19 protein-coding genes are annotated in these 25,197 nt (G+C 29.3%); 13 read left to right on the top strand and 6 right to left on the bottom strand.

Features of this window, described 5'->3' with window-relative positions; all coding sequences use genetic code 11:
• The first annotated feature begins 67 nt into the window (after positions 1-67).
• Positions 68-3,730, top strand: coding sequence for a phosphoribosylformylglycinamidine synthase (gene purL, locus G4D72_RS12185; protein ID WP_166078001.1), 3,663 nt, complete (start codon positions 68-70; stop codon positions 3,728-3,730).
• Between the two features lie 70 nt (positions 3,731-3,800).
• On the top strand, positions 3,801-4,583 hold the full coding sequence (locus G4D72_RS12180; protein WP_166078000.1) for a DUF3667 domain-containing protein: 783 nt from the start codon (positions 3,801-3,803) through the stop codon (positions 4,581-4,583).
• 222 nt (positions 4,584-4,805) lie between these two features.
• On the opposite strand, the gene G4D72_RS12175 is transcribed toward G4D72_RS12180, so the two are convergent.
• The 6 genes from G4D72_RS12175 to holA form a co-directional block, all read right to left on the bottom strand.
• The gene (locus G4D72_RS12175; protein WP_166077999.1) at positions 4,806-6,998 is read right to left on the bottom strand and encodes a response regulator; all 2,193 of its coding nucleotides are present in this window, start codon (positions 6,996-6,998) and stop codon (positions 4,806-4,808) included.
• Positions 6,999-9,179, bottom strand: coding sequence for an ATP-binding protein (locus tag G4D72_RS12170; protein WP_166077997.1), 2,181 nt, complete (start codon positions 9,177-9,179; stop codon positions 6,999-7,001). It abuts the gene before it with no gap.
• Positions 9,180-9,200: 21 nt separating this feature from the next.
• Positions 9,201-11,396 (bottom strand): ATP-binding protein, encoded by a 2,196-nt coding sequence (locus G4D72_RS12165; protein ID WP_166077996.1) that lies wholly within the window; start codon positions 11,394-11,396, stop codon positions 9,201-9,203.
• Between the two features lie 75 nt (positions 11,397-11,471).
• Entirely contained in the window at positions 11,472-13,163 is a 1,692-nt protein-coding gene (gene ettA / locus G4D72_RS12160; protein ID WP_166077995.1) for an energy-dependent translational throttle protein EttA, read from the bottom strand.
• Positions 13,164-13,235: 72 nt separating this feature from the next.
• Complete coding sequence (locus tag G4D72_RS12155; RefSeq protein ID WP_166077994.1) at positions 13,236-13,412, bottom strand: CAL67264 family membrane protein; 177 nt, start codon at positions 13,410-13,412, stop codon at positions 13,236-13,238.
• A 597-nt stretch (positions 13,413-14,009) separates the two neighbouring features.
• A complete protein-coding gene (holA, locus tag G4D72_RS12150; RefSeq protein WP_166077993.1) occupies positions 14,010-15,011 on the bottom strand; it encodes a DNA polymerase III subunit delta in 1,002 nt (333 codons plus the stop codon).
• A 63-nt stretch (positions 15,012-15,074) separates the two neighbouring features.
• Between holA and G4D72_RS12145 the strand changes: the two genes are divergently transcribed.
• From G4D72_RS12145 to G4D72_RS12095, 11 genes are all read left to right on the top strand, one after another.
• Complete coding sequence (locus tag G4D72_RS12145) at positions 15,075-15,521, top strand: type I restriction enzyme HsdR N-terminal domain-containing protein (RefSeq protein ID WP_166077991.1); 447 nt, start codon at positions 15,075-15,077, stop codon at positions 15,519-15,521.
• An 83-nt stretch (positions 15,522-15,604) separates the two neighbouring features.
• Positions 15,605-16,597 (top strand): glycosyltransferase family 2 protein, encoded by a 993-nt coding sequence (locus G4D72_RS12140; RefSeq protein WP_166077990.1) that lies wholly within the window; start codon positions 15,605-15,607, stop codon positions 16,595-16,597.
• Between the two features lie 300 nt (positions 16,598-16,897).
• Positions 16,898-17,752 (top strand): OmpA/MotB family protein, encoded by an 855-nt coding sequence (locus tag G4D72_RS12135; RefSeq protein ID WP_166077989.1) that lies wholly within the window; start codon positions 16,898-16,900, stop codon positions 17,750-17,752.
• A gap of 89 nt (positions 17,753-17,841) precedes the next feature.
• Positions 17,842-18,534: a SanA/YdcF family protein gene (locus G4D72_RS12130; RefSeq protein ID WP_166077988.1), complete on the top strand. Its 693-nt coding sequence runs from the start codon at positions 17,842-17,844 to the stop codon at positions 18,532-18,534.
• A gap of 173 nt (positions 18,535-18,707) precedes the next feature.
• A complete protein-coding gene (locus tag G4D72_RS12125; RefSeq protein WP_166077987.1) occupies positions 18,708-19,766 on the top strand; it encodes a tyrosine-type recombinase/integrase in 1,059 nt (352 codons plus the stop codon).
• Positions 19,767-19,936: 170 nt separating this feature from the next.
• A complete protein-coding gene (locus tag G4D72_RS12120; RefSeq protein ID WP_166077986.1) occupies positions 19,937-20,371 on the top strand; it encodes a hypothetical protein in 435 nt (144 codons plus the stop codon).
• Positions 20,372-20,593: 222 nt separating this feature from the next.
• Positions 20,594-21,169, top strand: a complete 576-nt coding sequence (locus G4D72_RS12115; RefSeq protein WP_166077985.1) for a hypothetical protein — start codon at positions 20,594-20,596, stop codon at positions 21,167-21,169.
• Positions 21,170-21,344: 175 nt separating this feature from the next.
• A complete protein-coding gene (locus tag G4D72_RS12110; protein WP_166077984.1) occupies positions 21,345-22,364 on the top strand; it encodes a WG repeat-containing protein in 1,020 nt (339 codons plus the stop codon).
• A gap of 185 nt (positions 22,365-22,549) precedes the next feature.
• Positions 22,550-23,188: a hypothetical protein gene (locus tag G4D72_RS12105; protein WP_166077983.1), complete on the top strand. Its 639-nt coding sequence runs from the start codon at positions 22,550-22,552 to the stop codon at positions 23,186-23,188.
• 146 nt (positions 23,189-23,334) lie between these two features.
• Complete coding sequence (locus tag G4D72_RS12100) at positions 23,335-24,333, top strand: hypothetical protein (protein WP_166077982.1); 999 nt, start codon at positions 23,335-23,337, stop codon at positions 24,331-24,333.
• A gap of 172 nt (positions 24,334-24,505) precedes the next feature.
• A complete protein-coding gene (locus G4D72_RS12095; protein WP_166077981.1) occupies positions 24,506-25,189 on the top strand; it encodes a DUF6843 domain-containing protein in 684 nt (227 codons plus the stop codon).
• Positions 25,190-25,197: the final 8 nt, after the last annotated feature.

Here is a 25,197-nt window from a genome sequence, read left to right as displayed (position 1 = left end):
CTCTTTTTTTTTATACTTTAATAAGAAAGTTTAACTTTGCACGACAAACAACTAACAACACAACATAATGATTTTTTTCTTTGGAAACCAAAGCAATACTGTTTTTGCAGTTCAAGCACAATCTGAAATTTCTACCGAAAACATCCAAAAACTAAACTGGCTATTTGGAGAAACACAACAAATTGACAGAAAAACCCTTTCTCAAAATTTCGTAGGACCACGTGCGGCTATGGTTACACCTTGGAGTACCAATGCCGTTGAAATTACTCAAAATATGGGAATTTCTGGAATTATTAGAATTGAAGAATTCGAAAAAGTAACTTCTGATTTTACTGATTTTGATCCGATGTTATTTCAAAAATACACGGAATTACATCAAGATATTTTCACTATCAATATTGAACCAGAAGCTATTTTAAAAATTGAGGATATTGATGCCTATAACAAACAAGAAGGTTTAGCTTTAAGTATTGAAGAAGTAGAATATTTAAACAATTTAACTACTAAATTAGGAAGAAAATTAACAGATTCTGAAATTTTTGCTTTCTCACAAGCCAATTCAGAACACTGTCGCCATAAAATTTTCAATGGAACTTTTGTAGTGGATGGCGTAGAAAAAAACACTTCTTTATTCAAATTAATCAAAAAAACATCTCAAGAAAACCCTAACGATATCGTTTCGGCATATAAAGATAATGTGGCTTTTGTTAAAGGTCCGAAAGTCACTCAATTCGCACCAAAAAGCGCTGACAAACCTGATTTTTACGAAGAAAAAGAATTTGAATCGGTTCTTTCTTTAAAAGCAGAAACACACAATTTTCCAACAACTGTAGAGCCTTTCAATGGAGCTGCGACAGGTTCTGGTGGAGAAATTCGTGACCGTTTGGCTGGTGGACAAGGTTCCTTACCATTAGCTGGAACAGCAGTTTATATGACTTCTTATTCGAGATTGACTAACAATCGTAAGCACGAAGAAGCGATGGCGGAACGTCCTTGGTTGTATCAAACGCCAATGGATATTCTGATAAAAGCCTCAAATGGAGCTTCGGATTTTGGAAATAAATTCGGTCAACCGTTAATTACAGGTTCCGTTTTAACTTTCGAACATGAAGAAGATAATCGTAAAATTGGTTATGATAAAGTAATCATGCAAGCAGGTGGAATTGGGTACGGAAAATTAGATCAAGCCATAAAAAAGAAACCACAAGAAGGCGATAAAATTGTCATTCTTGGTGGAGAAAACTATAGAATTGGAATGGGTGGCGCTGCGGTTTCCTCAGCAGATACAGGAGCTTTTGGTTCAGGAATTGAATTAAACGCCATTCAACGTTCTAATCCAGAAATGCAAAAACGTGCTGCTAATGCCATTCGTGGCTTGGTAGAAAGCGATCACAATCCGATTGTATCTATACATGATCATGGTGCGGGTGGACATTTAAATTGTTTGTCTGAATTAGTTGAAGAAACTGGTGGATTAATCGATTTAGATAAATTACCGGTTGGCGATCCAACACTTTCTGCTAAAGAAATCATCGGAAACGAATCGCAAGAAAGAATGGGATTGGTAATTGGCGAGAAAGACATCGACACTTTACAACGAATTGCCGATAGAGAACGTTCACCAATGTATCAAGTAGGTGAGGTTACCAACGATCACAGATTTACATTTCAATCGAAAACTACTGGTTTAAAACCAATGGATTACGCTTTGGAAGACTTTTTCGGAAGTTCGCCAAAAACGATAATGACAGATAAAACTATTACTAGAAATTATAGTAATTCGGAATATAACCCAAACGAAATCCCAACTTATTTAGAACAAGTTTTACAACTTGAAGCTGTGGCTTGTAAAGATTGGTTAACGAACAAAGTTGACCGTTGTGTAGGTGGAAAAGTAGCCAAGCAACAATGTGTTGGACCGTTACAACTACCATTAAACAATGTAGGTGTCATGGCTTTAGATTTCAAAGGAAAAGAAGGAATTGCGACATCTATTGGCCACGCTCCTATTTCTGCGTTAATTGACCCAGTTGCTGGAAGTAGAAATGCTATCGCAGAATCGCTTTCTAACTTAGTTTGGGCGCCATTGAAAGATGGTTTAGCTTCTGTTTCTTTATCGGCCAACTGGATGTGGGCTTGTAAAAATGAAGGAGAAGATGCGCGTTTGTACGAAGCTGTTCAAGGTTGTTCTGATTTTGCTATCGAACTAGGCATCAACATTCCAACCGGAAAAGATTCGCTTTCAATGAAGCAAAAATATCCGAATGATGAGGTAATTGCACCAGGAACAGTCATTATTTCTGCAGCTGGAAATTGTTCAAATATCACAAAGGTTGTTGAACCTGTTTTACAAAAAAATGGTGGAAACATTTACTACTTAAACTTATCTCAAGATACTTTTAAATTAGGTGGTTCTTCATTCAATCAAACGCAAAATAAAGTGGGTAATGAAACACCTACAATTAAAAATGCAGCTTTCTTCAAAAAAGCATTTAATACGTTACAAGATTTAATTAAAGATAGAAAAATCAAAGCCGGACATGATATTGGAAGTGGTGGATTAATCACAACTCTATTAGAAATGTGTTTTGCGGATGTGAATTTAGGTGCGAATTTCGATTTAACTTCTATTAACGAAAAGGATTCTACCAAATTGTTATTCTCTGAAAATATTGCTGTAGTTTTCCAAGCTGATGCGGAAGTGGAAGCGATTTTTGAAGCTAACGGAATTGAAATTTTCAATATTGGAACCGTTACAAATTCAGATACTATTTCTATTGTAAATCATGAAGATACATTTGAATTTTCTTCAAAAAAATACAGAGAAATTTGGTTTGAAACGTCTTTCTTATTAGATCAGAAACAAACTAAAAACGGTAAGTCATTAGAGCGTTTTGAAAATTTCGCCAATCAACCTTTACAATTTACTTTCCCATCGCATTTTGATGGAAAATTACCAGTAGTTTCCCATACGAACAGACCAAAAGCAGCAATTATTCGCGAAAAAGGAAGTAATTCGGAACGTGAAATGGCAAATGCGATGTATTTGGCTGGTTTTGATGTAAAAGACGTTCACATGACCGATTTAATTTCGGGAAGAGAAACGTTAGAAGACATTCAGTTTATTGGAGCCGTTGGTGGATTCTCCAATTCAGATGTTTTAGGTTCGGCAAAAGGTTGGGCTGGAGCCTTTTTATATAACGAAAAAGCAAACACAGCATTGAAAAACTTCTTCAAAAGAGAAGACACGCTTTCTGTCGGAATTTGTAACGGTTGTCAGCTAATGATGGAATTAGAATTGATTACTCCGGAACATGAAGTGCATGGAAAAATGAAACATAACGATTCGCACAAGCATGAGAGTGGCTTTACTTCTGTGAAAATTCAAAAAAACAATTCGGTCATGCTTTCTAGTTTAGAAGGTGCAACTTTAGGGGTTTGGATTTCTCATGGTGAAGGAAAATTCAACTTACCAATGGCGGAAGAAAACTATAATATTGTAGCTAAATATGGGTATGAAGGTTATCCTGCCAATCCAAATGGTTCGGACTATAATACAGCTATGCTATGTGACACTACTGGAAGACATTTAGTGATGATGCCTCATATTGAGCGTTCTACTTTTCCATGGAACTGGGCAAACTATCCAGAAAGAGAACAAAAAGACGAAGTTTCTCCTTGGTTAGAAGCTTTTGTTAACGCCAGAAAATGGGTAGAAAACAAGAAATAAAATATAAAAATTAATAAAATCAGCTTTATACAAGCTGATTTTTTTTGTATTATTGTAAACAAAAAACTACATGAGTCATCCTACTACTTGTTTAAATTGTAATGAAAAACTTATCGGAAAATTTTGTTTCAATTGCGGACAAAAATCAGATACACATAGAATTACTTTAAAACATTTTTTATTTCACGATATTTTACACGGTGTTTGGCATATTGATAAAGGTATTCTTTTCACGATAAAGGAAGCATTAACTCGACCAGGACAAGCAGCTTTAGATTATATTGCAGGTAAAAGAATTAGATATTATAATGTATTTTACTTGATATTGATTTTGATAGGTTTGAATATCTTTTTATCTAATCAATATGATAAAATGGCCAGTGAATATTTGGGAACAGTTGTAGATTCTGCTAATGCAAAAGGAAAAGCAATTAATGATTTTTTAACTACTAATTCCAAGTTAATTATTTTCTTAATTGTTCCGCTATTTGCTCTAAATAGTTTCATTTTATTTAGAAGAAAAAAACTAAACATTAGTGAACATTTCATTCTAGCGGGAATGATTTATTTAGGCATTTTAATTCTTACTTTTATAGTTGAAATTTTGTCGTTTTTGGAGTTCATCAAATATGGAAATTACATTACAGACTATTTGCTTTTAGTGTACTTAATCTTAATTTTTACTTATGCAGTTAGAGGCTATTATAAAACTTTTGAGTCAAATTATACCAAAATCAATTTTACAATTAGAATCCTCTTCTTTTTAGTTCTATTGTTTTTAGAAATTTCCTTTTTAATTATATTGCTTTTAGGTTTTATTTCTAAATGGAAGTTTGGAAGTTTTCAATTTTAGTCAAAACAGTTACTTCAATTGTCTTTAATATATTTTTTTTGCAGATCTATTAATTTAAATGCTGAACTAAAAAATCGCACATCTTACATTTTGATATATTACCTACAATTTTATATATAACTGAAGCTATAAATGTTAGAATTAATGTTATGCGGTTAAATTCGTGATTTATTTTCTAATGATTCAAATCCGTGAATTTTGGCAAGTGAATTTGAATTAAAATTATACGTTATTAGAAGTTGTGAATTTTTTAATTATTTGAACTAATTCCGCATTTGTAAAGGGTTTATTCAAAACATCAGAAATTCCAGACAATTGTACTTTTTCTTGAATTTCTGATTGATCAAAAGCAGTAAAAGCAATAATTGGAATGTTTTTATTAAATTTTCTAATCTCTATAGTCGTGTCAAACCCATCAATTTCTGGCATATTAATGTCCATTAATACGAGATCAAATTCTTGCTGTCGAATCATTTCAATAGCTGTAAATCCGTTTTCTGCAATAGTGGGAATGCCGTTTAAATTTTCAATAGTTTTTGAACTTACAATTTGATTAATTTTGTTATCATCTACAATTAAAACCCTCAAATTATTGAATTTCTCATTTACAATATTTGTTTCAAGCTGTGCATTTTTAGTAGCTTTTTCTAATTTTAAAATAAAACTAAATTCGGTGCCTTTGCCAATTTCAGATTTCAATTCAATTTTCGAATCAAAAAGCATTAAAATATCATTTACAATTGTTAGTCCCAAACCACTTCCCTGAAAAAAATTATCTTCAGGTGTAATTTGATAAAATTTATCAAAAATCTTTTTCTGATTTTCTTCTGAAATACCAACTCCAGTATCTATAAAACTAAATTTAATGTCTTGTAAATTATCGATTTCACTTATTTTTTCAATTTTAAGGGTAACCATTCCATTTTTTGTGAATTTTAATGCATTTGAAGTTAAATTAAAACAAAGCTGAGTCAATTTAACCTCATCTGAGCAAAAATACTCACTCACATGATTGCCAATATCAATAACTAATTTATTATTATTTTGAATAGCAATTTGATCTAAATTTGATTTAACGGCATGAATTAAGCTTTTAAATTCAATTGTATTTTTTTCTAATTTAGAATTTTTATTTTCAAGTTTTGAAATTTGTAACACATCGTTTACTAAACTTAACAAATATTTTGCTGAATATTTTAAAGATTTCAAATGGCTTTGATTTTCCTCTTCGAGCACTGATTTTTCTAAAATTTCGGTTAAGCTAATCACTCCAAAAAGTGGCGTACGAAGTTCATGTGTAATTGTTGAAACAAATTTAGATTTCATTTCATTGGATACTTCTGCTGCAAGTTTCGCCTTTTCTAATTCGATATTTAAATTTTGAAGTTGTTCGTTAATTTTATTCTTGTTTTTATACAACCTAAAAATATAAATAGAAAAACAACTAATTATGGCAAGAAAAATTAAAGTGATGTAAGATATGTTTTTGTTAAGTTTTAAATTTTGTTCTTTACTCTTTAATTCGAAATCTGCTTTCATTTTATCGAGTTTAAAAGCTTCTATAATTAAAGCGGAAGAGGTTTCTTTAGCCTTTTTTAATATTTCCTTGTTATAAAAAATTTCATTAATACTATCGGCCTGTTTTAAGAAAAAAGCCGCTTTTTCAGGTTTATTTATTTTTGATAATAATCTTGAGTATCGGTATAAATATTCGCTTTTCTTTTCTTTAAAGATTAATTTTTTACTAAATGTGTCTAGCCCATCTTGATAGGTTTTTTCCGCTAATGGATAGTTACCAATTCCTTCAAAATAAGTAGCTTGCAACATGTAAACGATATTATTAAAAAATTTATTCCCATATTTAGGATGTAATTTCATAAAATTATCTAGGAAAGGTTTCGCGTTTGAATATTCTTTAAATTTTAAATAAGACCAAGCCAAATTCATTGTAATTAAACAAATATCTTCCTTCAAATGATTTTTTTCTGCAAGTTGCAATGCTTGTTTATAATAAGCTATCGCTTGTTTTTGATTGAATTTTTTTTCGCTAAATGCCGTAAAAAGGTTACCTAAATTATTTAAGACTAGAATTTGATGTTTTAAGTTGTCCGTTTTTTTTGCTAATACTAAAGATTTATTAAAGAAATAATTGGCAAACTCTAAATTCTTAATTTGTGCAAAGTTTCTTCCAATTCTGTTGTAAATATTTGAAACTAAAGTGTCATTTTTAATTTTCTCAGCCTCAATCAAGGCAAATCGTAATTCTTTTAATGAGTTATAATAATCAGATTTTTTATAATAATTGTTACCTAACTCAAACAAACTATCAACTTGCTTAGAAGTATACTTTTTATTTTGAGTAAATCCTAACTGAAAACTAAGTAATACGATTAGGATATATTTAAATGAACGCATTTATGTTTTATTTATGTATTTGATTATTAAATTTTGCAAATCTATAAATTCAAAAGGTTTAACCAACAAATCATTCATTTTATATTTGGATATATCGCCTTCAATTTCGTACTTATCTGATGCTGTTAATGCTATAATTGGAGTTTTTATGCCTAATTCGTGAATTTTTTCAGTCGTTTCAAAGCCATTAATTCCGGGCATGTGAATGTCCATTAAAATAATATCAAAAGTCTCCGATTTCAAAATTTCTAAAGCTTGGTAACCGTCAACCGCAATTTTACATTTTAAGTTGTTCTTTTCCAATAGTTTTTGAGTTACAATCTGATTGACTTTGTTATCTTCAACAACTAATATACTAATGTTATTACTAATATCTTTTGAGGAATGAATTGGTGCTGTTTCAATCGTTTCGCCTAAAATTAAAGGAATCGAAAATGTAATTGTCGTTCCTACATTAATTTCACTATTAATATGAATTTCTCCATTAAAAATATCTATAAATCGTTTTACGATAGCTAAGCCTAAACCTGTTCCTTGAAATTGTTCATCAGAATTTCTTTCAACTTGAATAAACTTATCGAAAATTTTATCAATGTACTTTTGTGGTATACCAATTCCGGTATCTTTAATTTCAAATTTTAAAGTTTTTTTTGATTCGTTAACAAAGATAAAAATAGAAACTGTTCCGTCTTTAGTAAACTTTAAAGCATTGCTTAACAAATTGATAATTATTTGAGACAAACGGGTTTTATCGGTCTTAATAAAAGTTGGAACATGTTCTGAAACATCAACCTTAACTTTATTATGATACTGATTTGCAATAACTTCCATAGAACTCACAATAGTTTCTATTTCTTTTCTAAAATCAATACTTTCGTAATTTAATTCAATTTTTTCGGACTCAATTTTAGAGAGACTTAGTACATCATTAATCAAAGACAACAAATATTTCGCAGAAAATTTAAGTGAATTTAAGTATTTGCTATCTTTTAATTCTGCATGTTCATTTTCAATAATTTCAGTCATTCCAATAACTCCATAAAGTGGCGTTCTCAGTTCGTGACTAACAGTAGACATAAATTGTGTTTTGAGTTTAGCAATTTCTTCTGTTTTTTGTTTGGCTTTATGGAGTTCAATATTTGCTCTTTTTAACTTTCTATTGATCTTCTTATTTTTAATAAAGTTTTTGTATAAAAAATACATTAAGGTTAAAAAAGTAAAGACTAGAACGGTTAAAAATATGATGAAGTATTTGTTATAGTTTAACTTTTTAATATAATCTTTATTTTCTTGTTCTACTTTTTCAATTCTAGAATTTACTAGGTCTAATCGAAAGTTTTTATCCTTACCGTTTAAGATATTTTTTTGTTCTTCATTATAAATTTCGGCATTTAAATCGATATATAAATTTAAATATTTTACTGATAGTGCTAATTTATTGTGTTTTTCATAAAACGCTGCAAAAGATTTATAAATGTCTAATAAGTTCATTTTTATAGCTGGCGTTTTGTCTTTTTTACCATAGTAAATGGCATCTAAAAAAGCTTTTTCAGCTAAACTAAAATCGTTTTTATAAACATCATAATAGGTAGCATAGGAAGCAAACATAGCAACTACGATATCTATCTCTTTAGAATTTAATACTTTATCTTTAATTTCATCTAAATATTTTTTCCCTTCTTCGTATTGTTTTAAATCGATTAAATTACCGCCAATATTTAAACCTGCAACTAAAAAATCGCCATTATTATCTATATTTTTAGTGTGCTGATAGGCTTTTTTAAAGTAAGAGGTACCAACGTTTAAATCGATATAATTGTATGAGTAAACTCCACCAATGTTATTATACAACCATCCTAAAACGGTATCATTTTTAACTTTTGTAGCACAAAAAATACCTTTTTTATATAATGTAATGGCTTTTTTATGATCTGTAAACTGTTCAAAATTTAGCCCTAATAAATTATAAGTTTTTGCGGCTAAATTATTATCATTATTTTCTAATGCAAAAGTTAAAATTTTCTCCGCTTGTTTGATAGATTCTTTATTATTAAGATTAAAGAAGTTATTACTGGCCAGTTCGAACAACTTATTCGCTTCCTGATTGTTTTTTAAAACATCTTGAGAAAAAAGGTTATTAATTAGTAATAAAAAAAATAATAAATACGAATATATTTTCATTTTGAGTGCTGAACTTTCGTTTTAATTCTGAATGTGTTTTTCAATTATTATTTGTAAATCTCTTATTTCGAATGGTTTAACTAACACATCATTAATACCATTAATAGCCATTTCATTAATTATTTCATTTTTATCTGATGCAGTTAAAGCAATTATTGGTGTAGTAATTCCTAATTCTCTAATTTTTTTTGAAGCTTCAAAACCATTTAAAACTGGCATATGAATGTCCATTAAAATTAGATCAAAATGATGTTTTTTTGTCATTTTAATTGCTTCTGCCCCGTTTTCTGCAATCTTACAAATATGGTCACTCTTAGCTAATAATTTTTTAGTAACCATTTGATTGATTTTATTGTCTTCTACAATTAATATTTTTAAATGAGTCGCATTACTTTTTGGTTCTGAAATATTAAATTGCTTTAAAATTACTTTTTTATCTGCTTTGATGTAAGGCAAAATAACCTTAAAAACAGTTCCTTTTTGAATTTCACTAGAAACCGAAATTTCTCCTTTGAATAAATCTACCAAACGTTTTACAATAGATAAGCCTAATCCTGTTCCTTTATATTGTTCGTTCAAGTTAACATCCACTTGAACAAATTTTTCAAATATTTTATCTAAATATTCACTTGGTATTCCAATCCCGTTATCAATAATTTCAATTTGGATAAACGGATGATGGTTTGCTTCAATAAGTTGTAATTTTATGGAAACTTCTCCATTTTTAGTAAATTTTAGTGAATTACTAATTAAATTAATTAATATTTGAGAAAATCTGGTGATATCTGTTTTTATAAATTGAGGTACCTCATCGGAAATATTAATGAATAATTTATTATTATTTGACTTCGCAATGATATCTAAAGATTCTCTAATAACTGTAATTTCTTTACGAATTTCTATATTATCATAAATCAATTCAAACTTAGTATCTTCAATTTTATACACATTTAAAACGTCATTTATTAATGATAATAAGTAGTTGGAGGAAAATTTTAATGCGTTGAAATATTTGTTCTTCTTTAATTCAACATATTCAGATTCAATGATATCGGCCATACCAATAACACCATATAAAGGCGTTCTTAATTCGTGACTCACATTCGATAAAAACTGTGATTTAAGTTTAGAAGCTTCTTCCGATTTAATATTGGCAATTTTTAACTGCGCATTAGAATCAAAAAGTTTTTTATTTAACTTTCTGTAATCCAAATACGTTTTGAACATGTAAATTAGAAAAATCAGTAAAATACCTGAGAAAAATAAAGTTGTTTTTAAGATTTTATTGGAAGCAAATGCCTTTTGTTCTTGTACTTTCTTTTCTGATTCACTTCGTTGAATTTTATTATTCATTTCAATTACATCGATAGATTGTCCAGAAAATTTAATTTCTTGATTCCTTTCTTTAAGATAAACTAAATCTTGTAAACTATCGTGCATTTCTAGAAATCGTAAGGCTTTAGGAATATCATTATATTTTTTATAAAACTTAAAAATATCGTCATATAAGTCTAATTCATTCGATTTATGAAATGAAGCATTTCCTTTTTTTAACTTTTCGATTACTATTGCATAGTTTTCTTCCGCGTGATCTTTATCATTTAGTTGACTATAATATTTGGCAAGTAAGGCATGATAAGTCACAATCATTTCGAAATCTTTACTCTCTTTTCTAACCTTGTAAATTTTATCTAAAAATTTTTTGGCTGTTGCATAATTTCCGAGCACTAAATTTGCGTCTGCTATATTCACTTCAGAATAGGCAATTTCTATAGGATCGCCAAATATCAAAGAATATTCATAACATTTTAAGTAATATTTTAATCCTTTTTTAGGATCATCTAATCTATAAAAATAAACGTTTCCTAAATTGTTATGTAAGTAATCTAATAATTCAATATCATTAACTTTGAAAGCTGCTTCAATACCTCTTTCGTAATAATAAATTGCTTTTTTTAAATCAGAAAATTCCTCGAAATTTAGTCCGATAATATTGTAGGCTTTGGCTACGAAACTATAATCTTCCGTTAAAAATCCGAATTGAAGTACAGCTTGAGAATTTTCTAACGATGATTTACAATTTAACTTACCTAAGTCGTATATAGCTTGTTTTAGCGTTTTTTTTGCCTCAGCTTTGTCGTGTACAACAATTTGAGCAAAAATACATTTTGGTGTAAGGAGAAAAAAAAGAAGAAATAAATATATTTTTGCTTTCATTTTATTTTTGACAGATTGTAAAAATAAAAAAATCCTGAAATAAATCAGGATTTTTACAATAATATATTTAATAAATTATCTTATTAACTTCTTGTATTTGATGCGAGTAGGTGTAACGTCTTTACCTAAACGCTTACGCTTATTTTCTTCGTACTCTGTAAAACTACCTTCAAAACTATAAACCTGAGAATCGCCTTCGAAAGCTAAGATATGAGTACAAACTCTATCTAAAAACCATCTGTCGTGAGAAATTATTACAGCACAACCAGCAAAATTCTCTAAACCTTCTTCCAAAGCACGCAATGTATTTACATCTAAATCGTTGGTTGGCTCATCTAATAGTAGTACGTTTCCTTCTTCTTTTAACGTCATGGCTAGGTGCAAACGATTCCGTTCGCCACCAGACAAAGTAGATACTTTTTTATTTTGTTCGCCACCACCAAAATTAAAACGAGATAAATACGCTCTTGAATTTACTTGTCGCCCGCCCATCATAATCAATTCCTGACCGTCACAAAAATTTTCCCAAAGTGTTTTATTTACATCAATATTAGAGTGCGATTGATCTACATAGGCGATTTTTACAGTTTCACCAACTTCAAAAGTACCTGAATCCGTTTGTTGTTCACCCATAATCATTTTGAAAATAGTAGATTTACCTGCACCATTCGGCCCTATGATTCCAACTATTCCTGCTTGAGGCAACACAAAATTTAAATCGTCATACAATAATTTATCACCAAATGCTTTTGACACATTTTTAGCCTCAATAACATTAGTTCCTAAACGTGGACCATTAGGAATATAAATTTCTAATTTTTCGTCTAGTTCTTTTTGATCTTCGTTTAATAATTTATCGTAATTCTGTAAACGTGCTTTTTGTTTGGTTTGACGACCTTTAGCACCTTGACGCACCCAATCTAACTCGCGCTCTAAATTTTTTCTACGTTTAGAAGCCACTTTTTCTTCCTGCGCCATTCTGTTAGATTTTTGTTCTAACCAAGAAGAATAATTTCCTTTCCATGGAATACCTTCTCCTCTATCTAACTCTAAAATCCAACCTGCCACGTTATCTAAGAAATATCTATCGTGTGTTACAGCAATTACAGTTCCGGAGTATTGTGCTAAATGTTGTTCTAACCAAAGTACCGATTCGGCATCTAAGTGGTTAGTAGGCTCATCTAATAATAACACATCGGGTTGTTGTAATAGCAAACGACATAAAGCTACACGACGTTTTTCTCCACCAGATAAAACAGAAATTGGGGTTTCTGGATCTGGCGTACGAAGTGCATCCATGGCAATTTCTAATTTATTATCAATTTCCCATGCGCCACAAGCATCAATTTTATCTTGTAATTCTGCCTGACGATCCATAAGTTTTTCCATTTTTTCTGGATTCTCATATACTTCAGGCAAACCAAAATCGTCATTAATTTTATTAAATTCTTCCAATAAAGCAAATGTTTCTGCAGCACCTTCACGAACGATATCAATTACCGTTTTAGTCTCGTCTAAATAAGGCTCTTGCTCTAAATAACCAACTGTATAACCTGGTTGAAAAACCACATCACCTTGGTAATTCTTATCAACGCCTGCAATAATTTTTAATAAAGAAGATTTTCCAGAACCGTTCAATCCAAGAATTCCAATTTTTGCTCCGTAAAAAAAACTTAGATAAATATTTTTTAAGACTGGCTTATCTGCTCCAGTATATGTTTTACTCAATTTCTGCATCGAGAAAATGACTTTCTTATCGTCTGACATGCTAATTATGTTTGTGTTATTGTTTTAAATTTTCGTAATTCGAACTTTGTAAATCTTACTTCGTACTTTAAATTACATTCTTCCTTTCAGCGCATTAAAAACCCATGCATTGGCAAAAAAACCAACACCAACGGCTGCAAAACCCCAGCCAGCAACATCATCATATCTGTAAATGGCTAAACCTATTATAATTAATCCCATAATCACCATGATACCTGTAGCCCAAGCTAATACTGTATTTTTGTTCATCTTTATAATTTTTATAAATTTAGGAATGCAAATATCGGAAATTTTATTTTTCTATACTATTTAAAAACAACATTCTTACAGTTAAAAACTTTACAACTGTTATAAAAATTAATGTCCCAAAAACATTTGCAACTATATCTTTAACAGATAAAGTATCTAAAATAAAAATAGGTTTTCCATTAAAATAATTTTGAAAAGATTCGTTTATTAAACCAATGAAATTAAAAACCAAACCGCTTAAAAGTAAGGGATATTTAAGTCTTTTTTTATAATAAAAAATGATGTAAAAATAAATTAGTAAACAAATTACTATAGCAAAAAATAAATGCTCAACAGTATTTAAATTGTAGTTTATTTCAGTAGAAAATCCTTTAAATGATCTTACAAACATTACATAACTAATAAATAATACAAATACTAATTGAGAAATTTTAAAAACTTTTGTTTCAGATTTACTTTTGTTTAATAGTAAAACTTCAATGCTTAAAATAAAAAATAAAATGTAAAAATATAGAATCGGTAAGTTGACAAAGTAAACCACCAAAAGACATAGCAGATAATAAAATCTTGAAAACCAATTTATGGCGGTAAAATTCATTAGTTAAAAATTTTGTATACCATTTCTTTCAACATATCTTCTTCTCTCATCGAACCTGCTCCTACGCCTTTCGATTTTACGTCGATGTCTCTGATCACTTCAATTATTTGACTTACTTTTCGCATGGGAAAATTTTGAGCAGCTTTTACATAATCATCCACAAAATATGGATTTATTCCCAATACTTTAGCCACATTAAATTTCGATTTGTCTTTTAAGCCATGATATTGCAACAATTGTGAAAAAAAGGAAAACATTTGGCCTGTAATGACAACAATCGGATTATCTTTAGGATTTAAAGCAAAATGGTGAATTATATTATAGGCCTTTTCCTGATTTCTGGCTCCAAGTGCATCTTTTAACTCAAATACATTATAATCTTTACTAAAACCAATGTTTTCTTCTATATTTTTGGGAGTAAAAACATGTCCAACTGGAAAAATAATTTTCAGTTTCTCTAACTCGTTGTTAATCTTAGCCAAATCAGTTCCTAAAAACTCCGCTAACATAGCAGCTGCTTTAGGTTCTATGCCATAATTCTGACCTTTTAAAACCTTAACAATCCAATCAGGAACTTGATTATCATACAACTTTTTACTTTCAAAATAAACATGTTTATCTTTCAAACTTTTAAAAATTCCTTTTCTTCCATCTGGTTTGGCTCGATAAGCAAAAACTAAAATAGTTGTGGGTTGCGGATTTAAAACATAAGATTTAAAATTTTCAAACGTTTTTACTAAATTCTGGGCTTCTTTCACTACAACTACCTGATAATCTGACATCATTGGAAAACGTTTTGCCGTTGAAACTACTTCTTCAACAGTGGTATCTCTTCCGTATAAAACGACTTGATTAAAAGATTTTTCATCTTCAGATAAAACCGAATTTTCTATTAAATCGGAAATTCTATCAATATAATAAGTTTCTTCACCACATAAGAAATAAATGGGTTTAAAATTTTTCGATTTAATGTCGTTAACTATTTTTATTACTTCGGTCATTTTTACAGCAATCAGTGTTCAGATTTTAGTTGGCTATGAAGGAGAAATTGTTAATTTTGCACTATGCAAAAACTGAATTTTCCATCTTATTCCTTTCGGTTCAAAAATAGTGAAAATAAAGTTGCTATTTTTGATGAAATTAGAAAAAAATTTGTGGTGTTAACTCCAGAAGAATGGGTAAGACAACATACTGTTTTCTATTTGATGGAAGCATGCAACTTTCCGAAATCGCTATTAAACGTTGAAAAACAAGTCAAAATTAATGGTATGAATAAACGGTATGACATTGTTGTTTTTAATTCTGACGGAAGTATTTTCTTGATTGTGGAATGCAAACAACCAAATGTGCCGATTTCTCAAAACACTTTTGACCAAATTGCACGGTATAATTTTATTTTAAAAGCCGAATATTTAATGGTTACTAACGGATTAAATCATTATTTTTGCCAAATGGATTTTGAAAAAGAACAATATACTTTTTTGAAAGAATTGCCAAAATATATGAAATAAATAGGAACACAGATTTGACAGATTTTACTATTAAATAAAATTTTTTAAATCCGTGTTGTTGTAATATAATCTAAGAAATCAGAATGAAAACAGCCGTAGTTATTTTAAATTGGAATGGTGCTAAATTGTTAAAGCAATTCCTACCATCAATAATTCAGTTTTCAGAAAATGCTACTGTTTATGTAGCGGACAATGCTTCTACAGATACTTCAATTGAAGTGTTGAAAAAAGAATTTCCATCCGTTAAAATAATCGAAAATACAGGTAATTTCGGATTTGCAAAAGGCTATAATGAAGCTTTAAAATTTGTAGAAGAACCTTATTATGCCTTGGTGAATTCTGATATTGAAGTCACTGAAAATTGGTTGCTTCCGATAGAAGCTATTTTTGATAAGGAGCCCAAAACAGCTATCATCCAACCCAAATTATTAGACTATAAAAAGAAAACTCATTTTGAATATGCTGGAGCTGCTGGCGGATTTATTGACAAATATGGTTACCCTTTCTGTAAAGGCAGAATTTTTAATACATTGGAAGAAGATTTAGGTCAGTATAACCAAGAAACAGAAGTCTTTTGGGCAACTGGCGCTTGTTTTTTTATTAGAAAAGAAGTTTTCAGCACATTAAACGGTTTTGATGCTGATTTTTTCGCACATCAGGAAGAAATCGATTTATGTTGGCGTGCTAATAACTTAGGGTTTAGTGCTAAATATTGTCCAACATCAGTAGTATATCACGTTGGAGGCGCCACTTTAAATGAAGGAAATCCAAAGAAAACATTTCTAAACTTTAGAAATTCGTTGTTAATGTTAATCAAAAATCTTCCGAAAGAAAAATTAATTCCTATACTTTTTATCCGTTTGTGTTTGGATGGAATTGCGGGAATTCAATTTATATCTCAAGGAAAATTCAAACATACTTTTGCTATTCTAAAAGCTCATTTTTATTTCTATCATTTACTATCTAGAAATTTAAAAAAGAGACAATCGTGTCAGAAAAAAGAGTATTTCCATACAAAATCAATTGTTTGGAGTTATTTTGTTCAGAAAAAGAAAACTTTTAACCGTTTAAAGTAACAAACAATTTTTTTTCTAAACCTACAAGCTTACAGATTTTTTATGAAAACAAGCATTTCGCTCTATACAAAAAAACATAGAGTTGTTTAACCGATGTTTTTTTCTTCAGATTTTTTCGGATTAATGTACTTTAAAAAGTAAAGCGAATTTGAGGTATCAGGGTTGCTTAGATTCCAAAACAAAAACTTCTGACTAGCAGTTTCGAGCTTCCCAATTCAAACTTTTTTAACTAAAATTTCACTTTTCTAAGCACTTTGGTACGATTTTTTCTGTATAACTTTGTAAAAAATCAAAATAAATATGAGAAAAGTAGTAGTTTTAGCCGCAATCCTCCCGTTTGTGTTTACCTCGTGTGTTTCTAAAAAGAAATTCGCAACCTTAGAAGCACAACAAAAAGAAACCCAAGATTTATTAAACTCAGCAACCGTAAAATTAAACAGTTGTTTATCTGAAAAAGACTTATTAAATGCCGAAAAAAGTAGCTTAATGAGTCAGTTAGATTATCTAAAGAAAACGAATTCAGATTTAATAAACAGTTCAAAAGAAATGACTGTTTTAACTACAAAAGGTGCTCAAAACCTAGAAAAATCATTAGAAAGTTTACGCGAAAAAGATTTAAAAATCACCCGTTTACAAGATGCACTAACTAAAAAAGATAGCGTAACACTAGCTTTAGTAACGAGCTTAAAACGTGAAGTAGGTATTGACGATCCAGATATTAACATCAATGTTGAAAAAGGAGTCGTGATGATTTCAATTGCAGATAATTTACTTTTCAAATCAGGAAGTTACGATGTAAATTTAAAAGCAAAATCTGTTTTAGCTAAAGTAGCCAAAGTTATTAATAGCAAACCCGATTTCGAATGTATGGTAGAAGGTCACACCGATAATGTGCCAATTAAAAACGCTATATTATTAGACAACTGGGATTTATCTGTAAAACGCTCTACATCAATTGTACGTGTGTTACAAAACGATTTAGGTGTAAATCCTAAACAATTAATTCCAGCCGGAAGAAGTTCGTTTATTCCATTAGTAGATAACGACACTGCTGAAAATAGAGCTAAAAACCGTAGAACACGCATTATTATTATGCCAAAAATAGACCAGTTTTACGACATGATAGAAAAAGAAATGAAAACACTTACAAAGTAATTTCAAAATACATAATTTTCAGAAAGCGGCTATCAATTAGTCGCTTTTTTTTATGTAAATTTTATATATTTGAAAGGTAAAACCGTTTCATGAAATCATTCTTTAAAAAACACTTCAGAAAAATTTTAATTACCACATCATTAGGTGTATTTATAATTTTCAGCATCAATTATTACATCGTAAAAACAACAGAAAATTACGTATTTACAGAAATTGAAAAACTTCCAAAAGTCGATGCCATAATCGTTTTAGGTGCAAAAGTCAACCAAGAAAAACTTTCCTATGTTTTAGAAGACCGACTAGTAGCTGGAATCAATATCATTTATGCGAATAAAGCAGAAGCCATTTTATTATCTGGCGATCACGGTCAGAAAGAATATGATGAAGTAAACAGCATGCGAAAATACATACTCAGACGAAATTTCAAAGTTAAAAAAGAACAGATTTTTATGGACCATGCCGGTTTCGACACCTATGACAGCATGTTCAGAGCTAAAGAAATTTTTGATATCAAAAGTGCTATTATAGTAACGCAAGATTTCCACATCAATCGTTCCGTTTACATTGCAAGAAACTTAGGCATCAACGCTTATGGATTCGCTGTAAATGAAGACATGTATAAAGAATCCGTTCGCTTCAATTGGAAAATCAGAGAAATTTTAACTCGAGTAAAAGCATTTAAAGACATCCTAATAAGCTCCAATCCAACCTATTTAGGTGAAAAAATCCCAATTACGGGCAACGGCATGAAAAGTTGGGATACCATTGAAAAAGCCAAATAGTTTTTTTAGGAGCACAAATTTTACCTTTCTAACAACCTCGCACCCGCTATCCGCAGTACACGGTACTTTGCTCCTATCGGGGCTATCATACACGTATATCTTTTCAATCAGAATTTTTGAAAATTAAAAATTTTAGTTTAGATTTGTGTAGTAACCGCCAAAGAAAAACATACATGCCATTTGAAGTAATATTAGGAAGCCATCGTGAAAAAAAAGTACTTTTTTTCAAAATTACAGATGATCCCGTTTTTATAGAGGAAATTAAAAATTGTGTAGGCCGAAAATGGAGTCAAACCCAAAAAATGTGGTACTTACCCGACAATTCAGAATACAGAAAACGCTTTAACATTTCAGAACCGCCAGCAATTGGAAAGCGTGTTTTAAGTAAAATTTCAGAAGAAAATAAAAATGAAATTCAAAAACTATTAAATGAATTACAACTTTGTGGTTATAGTTCTAATACCATTCGCACTTACATTCAAGATTTTGCTCAATATTTATACTTTTTACAAGAAAAACAGGCACAAGATTGTACACTTACAGAAGTTCAAAATTATTTACTGTATTGCATTAACACACTAAAATATGCTGAAAACACCTTACATAGTAGAATTAATGGCATTAAATTTTATTATGAAAAAGTATTACATCAACCGCAACTACTATTAGATTTACCTCGACCAAAAAAGCAATTAATTTTACCCAAAGCCTTACACCTATCTGAAGTAAAAAGTATTTTAGCTCAAACCGAAAACCTAAAACACAACACCATTTTAAAGTTAATTTATGGAATGGGCTTACGCGTTTCGGAGATTATCAATTTAAAAATTGAGCACATCGACAGCAAATACATGCGCGTTTACATTGCAAGAGCAAAAGGAAAAAAAGACCGCTATGCCAATTTACCCGAGAGTATTTTACCACAGTTACGAGAATATTATATGACCTACAAACCCAAAGAATATTTGTTTGAAGGGCAATATGGCGGCCAATATTCGATAAGAACCATACAACAAATATTTAAAGATGCTACAAAAAAAGCTAATATTACCAAAAAAGTTGGTGTACACAGTTTGCGACATAGTTTTGCCACACATTTATTAGAAAACGGCACCGATGTTCGTTTTATTCAAGATTTATTGGGTCATAGTAATATCAAAACCACATTAGTTTACACCCAAGTCACAGACAATAGTTTAAGAAAAATTACTAGTCCGTTAGATCTTTTATAAAATTTTATTATATTTGATGTTGAAGAAAGTAATGTAAAAATATATTTAAAAAACGCAATGCGCATTTTAAATTATTTTTTCATAACCCATAACAAACCAATAATTTAACAAAAAAGCACGTAATTTCGATTGCGTATATAAACAAGTTAGCAACAATTACCAAACTCGTCATGAGACAACTTATCTTTATTTTAATAGCTTATATTCTGTTTTCCTGCCAACACAAAGAACGGATTAAAAAATCTTTCGTGACGTTTGAATTCGAATCTTGGAATCTTGCTGAAAACTTTATTTTAAAATATAATGGTGGAGATACAATTTATTTGAAAAGTATTTTCCCAGAAAAAGAAAATTTATTTAGCGTTATCAATGAAAATGAAAAAGAAGATTTGCTTGAGAGTTTAAAAGAATCCGAATTTGATTATTCAAAAGAATATTGGAATAGTTCAATGGAAGATGGACAAACTTATAAGTTTAATATCATACATCTCAATAGAAAAAAAGATTCGATTTTAATTCACGAAGGAAAAGGACCGAAAAAATTATATGATTTAGCAGAAAAGTTTAAAAAATTAATCCGTGAAAAGAAATTTAAGAAAAAGTAACTGTTGCTAACAGGCGTTTGGCAAGATTGCGAATTTTGTAGTAAATTCACGTTTATTTCTCGCAAGAAATTTTATCATTGAAAGAAAATAATCAGTTCCGAAGTTCGCAACCTCGCCAAGCGCCGGAACGTTAGGCGATATTTTAACACAGACTCAAGAATCCAATGTTACTTTATAACAACAAATATTGTTTAATAGAATAACCAACTAAAAATAAAATATATGTTTGAATGGAATTATTTTTACGGTGTTTTAATGCTAGATATGGACTACGCAAAAAATGAGACACGAAATCATAAAGACGCAATTAAGTTTATTCAAAATGATTTAATAACAAAAAACTATTTTTATTTTCATCCTGCAATTTTTTCAATTGGAACAGAGGAAAAACCATATTGCTACGACAATGTTTTTATTACATTTGGACGAAGTGCAAAGTATTTCTTACGAGACACAATTGAATTAAATAATTTTATTTTTGAATTTGAGGACATTTTAAAAAATTTAGATTTTGAAACAGCACAAATTAAAATTGGTGGTATTTATGGTGATAATACATTATTTTGGTTAAATCGTAAAAAACTTTTGAATGAAAAAGGTTCTTCACTTGAAACAACTTTGAGTTATTTTTCTGAAAATAAAATTAGATATTATGAAAATGATTTGTTTTATTTTGGCTTTGGAGAAATCAATATTTCAACAGGATGGTGCGAAAAAAAATATGACGTAGAGGAATTAGAATTATTTGATAAAATTTATCCTGATTTTGAATATCCAATTAAGAAAAACATCGCCTAACAGGCGTTTGGCAAGATTGCGAATTTTGTGGTAAATTCACGTTTACATTTCGCAAGAAATTTTATCTTTAACAGAAAATAATCGGTTCCGAAACTCGCAACCTCGCCAAGCGCCGGAACGTTAGTGGTAACTTTATCGCAGAATCAAGAATCAAAGATGTTTTAAAAAATTCAATATGTCAGTAGAACTTTCCAAAACTATTCTAAAAAAATATAACATAAAAAATCATATTAATTATGATGACATAATTGTTTTTAGAAACTTCGAAAAAAAGAAAGGAGTTTTAAAAGTTGAAAATGATTTTTTTGGCTTCAAAAAATATTCAGTTATAATAGAGCCAATTTACATAGACATAAATTGCTGGAGAATTAATGATGAAAAAGTATTTAGCGTAAGAAGAGAAGATAATATGTGTGGTTTGTTAAGTATAGAAAATGACATAATATTGGATTTTGAATATATTAGCATTTATGCCATTACTAAAGACCAAAAGACACAAATAAGAAATACAAAAAACGAACTTTTTTCGTTTGACTTTAATTCTGGAAAAATCGAAAAATTGCCATTTGATCAAATATTATTTACACAAAGTAATACATATGGCGCACCAACTGGAAAAAATTGCCATTACCATAAATCTATTATAAATTCAATTGAAACCAAAATAGATTCTTATGACACCGATATAACAGAATATATTGGAAAATGGGGAATTATAGATTCTTCTTTCAATACAATTATTCCAAACAAATATGACTACATTGATTTTTTAAGAAATCAAAATCATTTTAAAATAGCGATAGGCAATCCTGAATTCGAAAATAATGGCGAGAATTTAGTTTTGAAAAATATGAAGTGGGGAATTATAGATGAAAATGAAAAAACTATTTTGCCAAGTAATTATGATTGGGTTGAAGAAATAAGCAATAATTTATATGCAGTAAATATTGGAGGCGAATTGTATTTTGACGATGAATATCAAGTTGATATGTGGACTATTAAAGGTGGAAAATGGGGTGTTTACAATTCTGATAATAAATTAATTGTCCCAATAGAATACGATAAAATATTTTTAAACTTTTATCAAGTCAAAGGCTACATATTTGTACAAAATGAAGGAAATGAATATGATGTATTTACTTTTCACGGAGACAAAATTGACCAAAACAAACCTAATCATATGGATTACTTATAAAAAAAGCTACCACTAACAGGCGTTTGGCAAGATTGCGAATTTTGTAGTAAATTCACGTTTATTTCTCGCAAGAAATTTTATCTTTGATAGAAAATAATCGGTTCCGAAGTTCGCAACCTCGCCAAGCGCCGGAACGTTAGTGGCAATTCGCTCGCGAAATCTAGAAAACACTGAATCAAAAACTTATGAAACTTAAATTTTTATTTGTCTATTTAATTTTCCCTTTATCAATATTTTCTCAAAAAATAAAAACAGAAAATATTATCAAAACTACTGATAGTATTTTAACTGCTACTATTGGAGAAAATCTTTTTAAATATTTCACGATTTCTGAAGGCTCATTTTATAAATACAAAACAAATAATAATTATAATACAACAGGGAAATTTTTATCAAAAAGAGTATTGCGAAAAAAAGTAACTGAAATTTGGGTTTTATATCATTTCCAAAGTGAAGAACTACAAATCGTTGAAACTGGATTTTGGATAAAACTTAATGAAAAACTTAACCTTATTGAGCCGATAAAAATTGATTTTATTCCTGATTTTCTTAAAAATAATTCACCTTCAAACTTTATAACAATTGAAAACGCAGAAAATATTGCAATAAAATCATTCAAAGAAAAAGGATTCGAAATTTCTAAACCTAAACTTAAATTTGATGAAAAAAAAGGAAAACACATCTATTATTCTATAAATAAAGTGACTAAAAGTAAAAATGCTTATGGTCAAGACTGTGGTGAAACTGAAATTATCGAAATTGACGCCATAAGTGGTGAGGTATTAAGTTTAATAAAAGGATATTACGGATTAATAATAAGATAAAAACTGCCACTAACAGGCGTTTGGCAAGATTGCGAATTTTGTAGTAAATTCACGTTTATTTCTCGCAAGAAATTTTATCTTTAACAGAAAATAATCAGTTCCGTAGCTCGCAACCTCGCCAAGCGCCGGAACGTTATAAGCAACCTATGAGAAAATCGTATTATAAACTACTTCTTTTATTATTTTTTCAATTAAATTTTGCTCAAAATTTAGATTTTGAAATTGAGAAAATCTCAAAACAAATTGAAATAAATAAGAAAATAGAAATCAATTATATAAAAATCTTAGATAGTGTTGTAAATCTAAGTAATATTACAAATCTCAAAAAGATTGATTCGACACTTTATAAAAATACATTAATTGATAAACTTGATAATAATTCGAATTCAATTTCATTAACTTCTTTCTATTTATTGTGTGAACTAAATATATCAGATGGAAAAAAAATATTACTGGATAACATAAATAATAAAACTCCAATAGAATTTAATTTTGATAATTTTTACAAATCTAATTTAGGCGATGAATATATTTCAGTATTAATAGAAAAATTAAGAAAAAGTAATTCGGAAAATTTAACCGAATATATTAAGTATATTGAAAACCTTATTTTACATGATGTTAATTCAAACTCTAATTATAAAAATAGTCTAATAAAAAATCTAGAAGAGAATAACGATAATTATCAATTAATTAGAAAAATAGCGACCGAAAAAAAATTTCCTGAATCATTAATAAAACTTGCCAAATATCAAAATAAAAATGATTTAAGTATAATCTTGAGTTATTTTGAAAATAAAAATACTGAAACTTATGGTTTGTTAGCGATTCAAAACTTTCCTGATAAGAGTTTATATAATTCAGTAACTAAAGTATTCAAAAAAGAATGGAAAGATAAATTTTATAATTATCCAAAATGGAGAATAATATTCAAAACTTTGACTTTTTTCCCTGACGAAAAGGAAACTTTTGATTTATTTGACAAAACAATTAAAGTGAAAAATAAGTTTAGAAAAGAAACACTTTCGAGGAATCTTTACATTGCAATAATAAAAAATCCAAACCCAAAATTTGATAGCTATGTTGAAAAAATAAAAATTGATAAAAATAGTTATCTATTTGAGGAAGAAATGAAACTAAATTAGTAGGCTGCTTATAACAGGCGTTTGGCAAGATTGCGAATTTTGTAGTAAATACACGTTTATTTCTCGCAAGAAATTTTATCTTTGATAGAAAATAATCTGTTCCGTAGCTCGCAACCTCGCCAAGCGCCGGAACGTTGTAGGCAATATTTGAACCCTGAATTTAAAAGACGAAATGTATAAATTAGGAGTATTTATAATTATTTTATGTACAATTGGAATTGGATTCGTACCAGGTTTAATTTATTACTATTTCATTCCTTTAATTTTACTTGGAATTGGTATTATTTTTATATGGTTTTCAAAAAATGTATTAAAGTTCAAAGTTTTATGGACTTTGTTTCCAATAATTTTCATTCCATTATTTATAAATATCTGTATAAAAATAGATACTTTACCTAAAGAAGTTTTTTTGATACCTGAAGAATACAGAGGAACTGTAAATATTGTTTATGGACAGAAATGTGGTATAGAATTGAAAGTGGAAAATGACACAATAACTTATAATATTCCGAAAGATGGAATTCTAATCATAGCAAATGAATACAAATCTGGTTATATCGATCACACTTACTACTATGTTGATAAACAAAAAAACAAAGAGTTAATCGATAAAATGGACGTTCGAGATTTTAATGAAGTATATACAATAGAAAAAAATTCACATGAGCCATCACGCAATAAAATAGGAATTTTTGGTTGGGGAACAAGCGGAACCATAGTGAACAACAAAAATGAATCTGTAAACTATCAAGAATTTGAAGTGAGCACTTACAAGGATTTGGAGGAAAAATATGGCTGGAAATATGTTGCCAAATTTGATTCAATAAGAGAGGTTAAACTCAAGAATTGCAAATAATACTGCCT

Source organism: Flavobacterium difficile, from assembly GCF_011392115.1.
Classification (GTDB): domain Bacteria; phylum Bacteroidota; class Bacteroidia; order Flavobacteriales; family Flavobacteriaceae; genus Flavobacterium; species Flavobacterium difficile.
The sequence above is the reverse complement of the archived record's forward strand: the minus strand, read 5'-3'. Positions and strand labels throughout refer to the sequence as shown.